At 38.9% G+C, this 8581-nt stretch carries 5 protein-coding genes; 2 read left to right on the top strand and 3 right to left on the bottom strand.

Annotated features, from left to right (window positions below; all coding sequences use genetic code 11):
- Positions 1-458: 458 nt before the first annotated feature.
- Together mfd and QZ265_RS08150 are read left to right on the top strand one after the other, a co-directional pair.
- Positions 459-4196: a transcription-repair coupling factor gene (gene mfd, locus QZ265_RS08155; RefSeq protein WP_296405161.1), complete on the top strand. Its 3738-nt coding sequence runs from the start codon at positions 459-461 to the stop codon at positions 4194-4196.
- Between the two features lie 725 nt (positions 4197-4921).
- Positions 4922-5356 carry an HIT family protein gene (locus QZ265_RS08150; RefSeq protein WP_296405159.1) on the top strand — a complete coding sequence of 145 codons (435 nt, stop codon included), beginning with the start codon at positions 4922-4924 and terminating at the stop codon, positions 5354-5356.
- 70 nt (positions 5357-5426) lie between these two features.
- On the opposite strand, the gene fdx is transcribed toward QZ265_RS08150, so the two are convergent.
- The 3 genes from fdx to hscB form a co-directional block, all read right to left on the bottom strand.
- Positions 5427-5765: an ISC system 2Fe-2S type ferredoxin gene (gene fdx, locus QZ265_RS08145; protein WP_296405157.1), complete on the bottom strand. Its 339-nt coding sequence runs from the start codon at positions 5763-5765 to the stop codon at positions 5427-5429.
- Between the two features lie 75 nt (positions 5766-5840).
- A complete protein-coding gene (hscA, locus tag QZ265_RS08140) occupies positions 5841-7847 on the bottom strand; it encodes a Fe-S protein assembly chaperone HscA (RefSeq protein WP_296405155.1) in 2007 nt (668 codons plus the stop codon).
- Positions 7848-7909: 62 nt separating this feature from the next.
- Complete coding sequence (gene hscB, locus QZ265_RS08135; protein ID WP_296405153.1) at positions 7910-8461, bottom strand: Fe-S protein assembly co-chaperone HscB; 552 nt, start codon at positions 8459-8461, stop codon at positions 7910-7912.
- Positions 8462-8581: the final 120 nt, after the last annotated feature.

Here is an 8581-nt window from a genome sequence, read left to right as displayed (position 1 = left end):
CTACGCCGACAACAATGGCATTATTGCTAGTGAAAAACCTTTAATTTAATTATATGTTTAATTTTGCCTGTTAGAGCTTTATATAAGATTAGATAACTTATCTATAAGTGCATATGTATATTGTATTACTCGACATTAAATAATATTAACTGTTTTCACAAGCCAACGTGGCAATGCTATGCTATGTTGGCTTTTTCAATAATAGTTATTGATGACAATCATAAATTAGCACTGTTAAAAATACCTCAATGTCGTTATACCGTTTATAGCGCTAATTAATTTCAAACTCAATAAGCCTATTGCTACAAATGACGCATTGATTATTTCATCTGTAATATTTTAAATAGCGTTATAACCATTCATTCTCTCTATTTTAGGTCGTATAATAAAGGCTTAAATTTTTGCTGTGTTTATGGGCACGGCATAACGCCTTTGATAAGGAAATATACCACATTATTATGTCTAAACTCTCTGAGCATCCTCTTACCGATATTTTTACCTCTACCAATAAAAAACTCTTTCCTATAGACAGCTCACAAAGACGTTGGTTATACCCAACTCATGCGGCTGCAGGCAGTCTTTGGCTAGCTAGTCTCTCAAACTGCCGAGTAGCAAATGTTGCCAATCGTCTAAAGGTTGTGGTAACCAAGGATCAAAATCAGCTGAATCAAATCGAAACTGAGTTGGCGTTTTGTGGTGTAGATGCCTATGTGTTCCCTGACTGGGAAACCCTCACCTATGATGAGCTCTCCCCACATCAAGATATTGTTAGTGAACGCATTAACCTATTAACCGATATGCCAAAAAGTGGCATTTTGCTCATTAGTATTCAAACCTTGATGCAACGAGTCACTCCGCCGAGTTGGTTAATTGGTCAGCACTTTGATTTAAGTGTCGGTGATATCTTTGACATAAATGAGCAACGAGAAATGCTAGCCGCCGCAGGGTATCGTGCTGTAGATAATGTGTTTGAGCCCGGTGAATTTGCAGTAAGAGGAAGTATTATTGACATCTTTGCTATGGGTCAACCATTCCCATTACGCTTAGATTTATTTGATAATGAAATTGAAACCATACGCTTCTTTAATCCCCAAACTCAACGCACTTTATCTACCCAAAATTTAGTAGAGTTGGTAGAGGGTAAGGCCAATACCGATCAAGCGAGTCAACATGATTTATCGGTTGAATCACTATCGTTACTGCACAAGCTGCCAGATGTATCAAAGCCTGTCACTGAGTTTCAAGTATTACCCGCCAAAGAGTTTCCATTAGATGAGGGTAAAGAGACCTTCCGTAATAACTTTGCGGCCATGTTCCCGAATGTGAGCAGTCGTCGATTTGAGTTGCATAAAGATGTAATGGCGGGAATTGCCAGTAGTGGCCTTGAATATTATCAACCACTTTTCTTTGATTTAGAGGACTGGAATAAAACAGGTCATTTATTCACTTATTTGCCTAAAGATGCGTTATTTATAATTGATGAAAGTATAGCCGAGTCTCAGGCGGATTATTGGTCCCAAATACAGCGTCGCTATGAAGAGCGTCGACATGATATCGATAAACCGATTTTAGACCCAAAACTGCTTTATTTATCTAGCAATGAGACCAACGAAAAACTTAATGGCTATCCTCGAGTTATATTAAGTCAAAATGACTTAGAAGCCTCCGACAATAGTCAAAGCGGTAAAGTTCGATTGCCTGCCGTTATGCCCCCTGAGTTGCCAGTCAGTCACCAAAAAGCTGAACCGTTACTCGAGTTACTAAATTATGCTGAGAGCAGCTGGGGCGATAATGAAGCAGAGCATTCGGTTGTAAAAGAGCAGCGCTCACGCCGAGCAATATTGGTAGTGGCAGAAACAGCGGGACGCCGTGAGATATTGTTAGAGCTTTTTCGAGGTAAAATAAATGTCCAAACCTTCGCAAGTTTGCAGCATTTTTTACATAGTGAGCTGTATCAGCAGCAGCAAGCAACTGATGATAAGCTAACGGTAGGTTTGACCATTGCTCCTATTGAACGCGGTGCGGTAATTGCCAATAAGCTATCTATTGTCAGTGAAACTCAATTGTTTGGTAGACAAGTGCTTCAAACCCGTCGTCGTCGTCAAAGCGATGTCTCAGAAGAATTCCTAGTCAAGAGTGTCACTGAACTAACTGAGGGAAGTCCGGTAGTACATATTGATCAGGGAATTGGTCGTTATCATGGACTCATTACCTTGGATGCTGGCGAAGGTGAGCAAGAGTTTATTCATCTTAAATACGCTGAGGATGCCAGTATCTATGTACCAGTAGCCAACCTACAGTTAATTAGCCGTTACAGTGGTGGCGATCCTGCTTTAGCACCCTTACATAAGATTGGTAGTGGCAAATGGGACAAAGCTAAGCAAAAAGCATTAGAGCAAATCCATGATGTGGCTGCAGAGTTATTAAACATGCAAGCTAGGCGTCAGGCTCAAGAAGGCATTCATTTCAAAGTAGATACAGCACAGTACGAATTATTTGCCAGTCAGTTTGCCTTTGAAGAAACCCCCGATCAGGCCAATGCCATTGATGGCGTAATCCATGATATGAAACAAAATAAGCCTATGGATCGCTTGATTTGTGGCGATGTTGGCTTTGGCAAAACTGAAGTGGCCATGCGAGCAGCCTTTATAGCGGTAAATAGTGGATATCAAGTGGCGGTTTTAGTGCCAACTACTTTGCTGGCAGGTCAACATGAAGATAATTTTAAAGATCGCTTTGCTGATTGGCCAATACGAGTTGAGACGCTATCACGCTTTGGTGGAAAAAAATACCAAGATCAAGTATTAGCAGATTTGGCGGCTGGTAAAGTAGATATTGTTATCGGTACCCATAAAATACTACAAAAAGATGTTAAGTTTGCCAACTTAGGTTTAATGATTGTTGATGAAGAGCATCGCTTCGGAGTACGTCACAAAGAGCGTATTAAAGCCATTCAAAGTAATGTTGATAGCTTATCGATGACAGCCACACCAATTCCTAGAACCCTAAACATGGCCTTGACCGGCATGCGAGATATGTCGATTATTGCCACACCGCCTGCACGCCGTTTGGCCATTAAGACTTTTGTGATGCAAAAGAGTGATCAACTGATGAAAGAAGCCATCTTGCGTGAGTTATTACGGGGAGGGCAAGTGTATCTATTGTACAATGATGTCGCTAGTATTGAACGTATGGCAGAGAATATCAGAGAGCTGGTTCCTGAAGCACGAGTAGGGGTTGCCCATGGTCAAATGAATGAGCGTGGACTCGAGCAGGTAATGCAACAGTTCTATCATAAAAAATTCAATGTATTGGTATGTACCACTATTATTGAGACCGGAATTGATGTGCCTAACGCCAATACCATAATTATTGAGCGCGCCGATAAGTTTGGTTTGGCACAATTGCACCAGTTGCGAGGTCGAGTCGGGCGCAGTCACCATCAGGCCTATTGTTATTTATTAGTGCCTAGTGTTAAAGGGCTAAAGGGTGATTCTAAAAAACGTCTAAATGCCATTGAACGGGCTAATACGTTAGGGGCAGGCTTTATGTTGGCTAGTGAAGACTTAGAAATCCGTGGTGCGGGCGAGATCTTAGGTAAACAACAAAGCGGGAATATGCAAGCCATTGGGTTTAGTTTATACATGGACATGCTTGAGCGAGCGACCAAAGCCATAAAAGCAGGTAAGGAGCCAGATTTAAATACCCCATTGTCTCTAACGAGCGATATAAATCTTCATTGTTCTGCATTGATTCCTGAAGATTACGTCAATGACGTTCCGCAACGTCTATTGTTTTATAAGCGCATTAGTAACGCGGATGACAAAGAGACTTTAACTGATATCCGAACTGAGATGATTGATCGCTTTGGCGGGCTACCAGATCAAGCCAAACAGCTATTTGCGATTCATCAGTTACGTGTGCAGGCTGAACCTTTGGCAATTCATAAAATAGATGCGACTTCTAATAGTGTAGTGCTAGAGTTTGCACCAGATACGCCGGTAGAAGCATTGGCTATTATTCAACTAATACAGTCAGATGGCAATCGCTATCGCATGAACGGAGCTTCAGGGATTCGTTATACCAATCCTGACAAGTTACAGACGCCACAACAGAGAGTCGATGTAGTACGAGAGTTGTTAAATCATTTCTCAAAGTATGTATCTAATGACAATCAAAATGGCCAAACTGTTTAATAGCTACAGCTAATTGAACAGCTAATTTCGATTTTCGAGAACTTGGATCATAAATGTAAATGAATTATCTGCAAGTTCATGAAATCGTCATAACGATTTAATCTAATTGTCATTAATAATTAGTATCTTATATTCATCCCATAAAAGGACAAATTAAAAGATAAATAATAAAAGTAATTAAAGATAAGGACACCTAAAAAATGACATGTACTAACCCTATGAAAATTCAATTTGCTGTAGATTTAGAAGAGTTACAAGTTCCAGATTGGTTCGATGATGAAGTTGAAGATGCGGTAGAAATGTAGTAATTATTATAAATTTATAAATTTATTAATTTGAAAAATTTGCTAAAACTTTTATTAACATTATAAAAAACATATAAGTAAGACTATTAAAATAAGTAATTCAAATAAATAATAAGAAATAAAAAATAATAATAAAGGATTATAAATAATAATATCAGGGATTTTAAAATAAAAAAAGCTGAAAGTGCAATTAGCTTGTAACCATTGAAAAATGGCCTTTAATCAGTACATATAGGTCGTTAGTGATTAAAGAGTAAAGCAGTCTTGAATTCTCAAGGCTGCTTTTTTATATTTTAAAACTTTCTAACAGTTGCTTTATTTGCTGTAAAAGATTAAACCTGCGTTAGCATCTATAATATCCAGTCAATACCTGATAAAATATCGGCTTGCAGAATCATTAAAATAATTAAGAGAGCCAATATGTTTCAACTTCATCCAACACTAGCTAAAGATTCTTTTTTAGTTGGAGACTTTCCGTTATCTACTTGCCGTCTGATAAATGACTGCCAGTTTCCTTGGTTGATTTTGGTGCCTAGAGTGGCAGGTGTACAAGAAATATATGAGCTATCCTCAGCAGATCAAGCACAGTTCTTACGTGAGTCAAGCTGGTTATCTAGCCAGCTAGCCAAAACTTTTATTGCTGACAAAATGAATGTCGCTGCTTTAGGTAATCAAGTGCCTCAGTTGCATTTTCATCATATTGTTCGTTATAAGAACGACTTAGCTTGGCCAAATCCAGTATGGGGTACGCCTGCAGTTCCTTATACCCAAAAGGTATATTTAGCTATGCAGCAGACACTGATGATGGCTTTACGTGGTCATAATCAAATGCCTTTTGATTGGCAAATGGCATGATTTAAAACTATAAGTCAAAAAAAAGACACCTTACGGCGTCTTTTTTTTATAACTTACTATAATAAATTTATTAATGATTTTCACTAGCATGGTTCAGCGTATATTTTGGAATCTCAACCACTAAGTCTGTATCTTCAATCTGAACTTGACAAGACAAACGTGAGTCAGGCTCAAGACCCCAAGCTCTATCTAAAAGATCAGCTTCGATATCATCCATCTCTTCAAGACTATTAAAACCTTTACGTACTATAACATGACAAGTGGTACAAGCCTTAGACATCTCACAAGCATGTTCAATTTTATAGCCTTTTTCAAGTAGGCCTTTACATAGGTTCTGTCCACTTTCTAATTCAACTTCAGCACCTTCAGGGCATATTTCATGATGAGGCAATAAGGTAATTTTAGGCATAAAAAATTCCAACTTGTGATTAATAATATTATTCTGTTTAGCAATATTCGAGATGTAAAGTAATTAACGTTTATTCTATTCTGTCCAAGTATCGGTACTCGTACCGGCAAGCGATTGCTGAACACTTTGATCCATAATACGCGCTGCAAAAGCATCACTTAACGGCTTTAACTTGGCTTGTTTATTTTCGACCTCGGTTTTAATGGCTTGCAATGTCTTTTCATCGTCAATCAAGGTGTCATTTTTAAGCGCTTCGCTAAGCTCTTGCATGGCCTGTTGCAAATCATTAGTCTCATCTTGAGTCAATAAAGAGCTGAACTCTTGTAAAGCTGATTCTAATGCAAGAACTTCTCGTTCTGACTCTACCTTGGCTTCAATTAGACTACGTGAAAGCTTATCATGTGCAGCATGTTCAAATCCTGCTCGCAAAAGTTGTTCTTGTTGTTCTTCGCTTAATCCGTAAGATGGCGTAATTTTAATATCGCTGTGAACTCCAGAGGTAGCTTCAAAAGCACTTACGGATAATTGACCATTGGCATCGATATCAAAAGTCACTTCAATACGTGCAAGACCCGCTTTCATAGGCGGTATTCCATATAATTCGAAACGGCCCAAAGAGCGGCAGTTTGCTACAGTATCACGCTCACCTTGAACCACATGGATTACCATGCCCGTTTGACCATCTTGATATGTGGTGAAGGTTTGCTTTTTTGCCACTGGAATGGGGGTATTACGTGGAATAACCACTTCCACTAAACCGCCCATAGTCTCTAGACCTAAAGATAAAGGGGTGACATCTAATAGTAGAACGTTGTTTGACTTGTCTGTCTTAATCAACTGCTCAGCCACTTGGGCTGCACCTAAAGCCACTACTTCATCTGGATTTAGATGAGACAAAGGCTTTTTATTAAAGAATTGCTCAACAGCATTTTGCACAACAGGCATACGCGTTGATCCACCCACTAAGATGATTTCATCTAGCTGAGACATATCGATATGTGCATCACGCATAACCTGATCACAAGTGGTTAAGGTACGACGAGTAATGGGCTCGATAATTTGTACCAAGTCAGCAGAAGTCAAGATACCTTGCCACTGAGTACTTTCAATATCTACCGTTACTTCAACACTGTCTGTATCAGTTAAAGCTTGTTTATAGACTTCTGCTTGACGTGCAATATGAGTACGCTGCTGTGCGGTTAAGTCATTAGGATCCAACCCTGCTTGTTTAAGCAACCAACCCATAATTTGACGATCCACATCATCACCGCCTAAGGCACTATTGCCACCAGTGGCGAGAACTTCAAACACGCCTTGAGTCATCTTTAATATAGAAACATCAAACGTACCACCACCTAAATCATAAATTAAGTAAATGCGTTCTAGTTCTAAGTCTTCATTCTTGCGATCTAAGCCATAAGCCACAGCAGCTGCAGTCGGTTCATTTAATAGCCTAAGCACATTTAAATTTGCAAGTTTAGCTGCATCTTTAGTTGCTTGACGTTGTGCTTCATCAAAATATGCTGGTACGGTAATCACTGCGCCTTGGATACTGCCTTCAGGTAGTGCGGACTGTGCTCGTTTGTATAAAGTTTTTAGTATTTCAGCAGACACAGAGACTGGAGATATTTCCCCTTGAGCAGTTACAAAAGAAGGCATTGCTTGCGCATTACTTTCACTAGATTTAAGTTGGTAAGGATGTGAAAACTTAATATCATTAGTACTACGGCCCATAAAGCGCTTGGCTGAAATAATAGTATTAGCAGGATCAGTCTCAAAATAAGCCAAAGCTTCACTTCCAACGATAGGAGAGTTCACGCCATCACTATTACCATAATAAACAACGGAAGGTAATAAAGTGTCTATATTAGCTTTATTCGGTTGACCGCTCTTGCTATTAGAAGTGCTTAGACTATTTGATGCTTTAGTAACTATTGTCGAGGACGTTTCAAGCAAAGCTGCCTTACCCGAGCGCACAACCGCCACCATTGAGCGAGTCGTGCCCAAATCTATACCTAAAGCATATTTATGCTCATGAGGATTTGCACTTCGGTTTGGTTCAGCAATTTGTAATAAAGACATATAACACTCAATCTAAGGCAAAATAAAAGGTTAAAATAAATCAATTAACTAATGGGATTGAATTAAAGATATAAGTCATCGTCATCAGCTTGTTGTTGACTGTTATCTATAGCTGTATCCATGTCTTTTTTAAGCTTAACAAGAAATTTAAGTTTTTGAGTGGCATCTTTCGCCACTGACCAATTTTGGTCTATATAAGCTTGATTAAAGCGTTGTGAATGAGCAGATATACGTTGATCAACATCAGATTTCAGCTGAGAGATAGCAGCTAGATCACTTGAAGATTCCGCGTTATCCAAATCCATGCGCATTTCCATAGCGTCATCTAAGAAGTCTAAATCTGCAATTGAATGGTCAGTATTTAACTCCTGCCCAGACAACTCTAATAAATAATTGGCTCGGCTATCAGGGTTACTTATTATATCGAAAGCATGATTGATGACAGCAGAGTTTTGTTGCAAAGAAGCATTTTCATTGCCACTTAATTTGTCAGGGTGATATTGGGTTTGCAATTGACGTAATCGTTCGCTTAGTTTTCTGGGGTCAACGTCAAAAGCAATAGGAAGCTCAAATAGAGCAAAGAAATTGGCAAAAGTAGGTGCATTATCTGACATAGGCTTTAAGGGCTATTGGTTGATGATGATTTTTAAGAGGCTTAAAACTTAAAACTGACGATCTATGTCGTCAGCTAAGCAAATGAAAATAGTTTGCTATTAGTCGTATTTAAATTCTAA

The organism is Psychrobacter sp., assembly GCF_018260395.1.
In the GTDB taxonomy this organism is placed as follows: domain Bacteria; phylum Pseudomonadota; class Gammaproteobacteria; order Pseudomonadales; family Moraxellaceae; genus Psychrobacter.
Note: the sequence above shows the minus strand (reverse complement) of the source record. Positions and strands in the feature narration are given on the sequence as shown.

Bases quoted from the DNA above. Each gene is read 5' to 3' on its own strand.
- QZ265_RS08150 (WP_296405159.1), top strand. From the start codon at position 4,922: ATGTTTCAACTTCATCCAACACTAGCTAAAGATTCTTTTTTAGTTGGA.
- fdx (WP_296405157.1), bottom strand. From the start codon at position 5,765: ATGCCTAAAATTACCTTATTGCCTCATCATGAAATATGCCCTGAAGGT.
- mfd (WP_296405161.1), top strand. From the start codon at position 459: ATGTCTAAACTCTCTGAGCATCCTCTTACCGATATTTTTACCTCTACC.
- hscB (WP_296405153.1), bottom strand. From the start codon at position 8,461: ATGTCAGATAATGCACCTACTTTTGCCAATTTCTTTGCTCTATTTGAG.
- hscA (WP_296405155.1), bottom strand. From the start codon at position 7,847: ATGTCTTTATTACAAATTGCTGAACCAAACCGAAGTGCAAATCCTCAT.